The 1076-nt window shown below is 72.2% G+C and carries 1 protein-coding gene and 1 pseudogene; both read left to right on the forward strand.

The window, feature by feature from the left end:
* Positions 1 to 318 (forward strand): annotated as a pseudogene (locus tag FVW27_RS16745) (hypothetical protein); the annotation flags it as partial.
* A gap of 110 nt (positions 319 to 428) precedes the next feature.
* The coding region (locus FVW27_RS16750; RefSeq protein WP_481850172.1) for a phenylacetate--CoA ligase family protein at positions 429 to 1076 on the forward strand (648 nt) is incomplete at its 3' end.

The raw sequence follows: 1076 nt of genomic DNA on the forward strand, positions 1-1076 counted from the left end.
GGACAGGGCGGCACGAGCCGTACGGACGGGGGCGTCCTCGCCGCGCCGCCGCGCGACGACTTCGAGCGCTTCCTGGCGCGGGCCGGGCGGCGGTTCACCGTGTCCGGCATGGCCTTTCAGGATGCCTGGACCCTGGACACCGAACGGCTGCGGGGCTGCTGCATCCACGTGGCCGCGCCCGACGGGCGCATGGTGCCGTTCTGCGCGTGGAACCTGACCTCGGTGGACGGCACGCCCCTGCACCGCAATGGCGCGCCGTCCAGAAATGGCGTGGCGGGCGGCGGTGGTATCGGGTCTGCCGAAGGTGAGGGCGCATGACCCGGAACATCGCGTCCCCGGCATCGCCGGAAGGCGGTGCGGTCGCGGCGTGCTCCGCGTGTGCCGCGCCCACAGGGCTTGGAACATATGGGGAGCATGGGGAGCATGAGGTGCACACAGGCGTTCCGCGCACCGTGCCCACGGCACGGGACGTGGCACGATCGCCGCTGGACCCGTGGCTGGCCGCGCGCCTGTCTATTCCCCTCGATGCGCTTTCCCCGGCCACGGTGCGCGCACGGCAGGACGACCTGCTGCGCGAGGCGGTGCGCCGCGCCCTTGATGCGCCGTTCTACCGTGCCCGGCTGGCGGGGCTGCCCTTGCCGCGCACGCTGGATGATCTTGCGGGCCTGCCCTTCACCATACCCGACGACCTGCGCGAGGGGGGCGATGCCCTGCTGCGCGTGGCCGACGACGCCGTGGCCCGCATCGTCACCTTGCCCACTTCGGGGAGTACCGGAGCACCGAAACGGCTGCGCTTCAGCGATGCGGACATCGAGCGCACCGTGGATTTCTTTGCCGTGGGGATGACCACCCTGTGCCGCACCGGCGACGTGGTGGCCATCTTCATGCCCGGCCAGCGGCCCGATAGCGTGGGCGACTTGCTGGACAGGGGACTGCGCCGTGCGGGCATGCAGCCGGTGCTGCTGCCCCCGGCGGCCAGCGGCGCGGAACATGCGGCCCGATTGCTGGAAACCGGGGCGCAGGTGTTCGTGGCCACGCCCACCCAGGCCCGCGCCATTGCCGATGCCGTCCTTGCC

The sequence above is a fragment of the Nitratidesulfovibrio liaohensis genome (genome assembly GCF_011682075.1).
Taxonomy (GTDB): Bacteria; Desulfobacterota; Desulfovibrionia; order Desulfovibrionales; family Desulfovibrionaceae; genus Cupidesulfovibrio; species Cupidesulfovibrio liaohensis.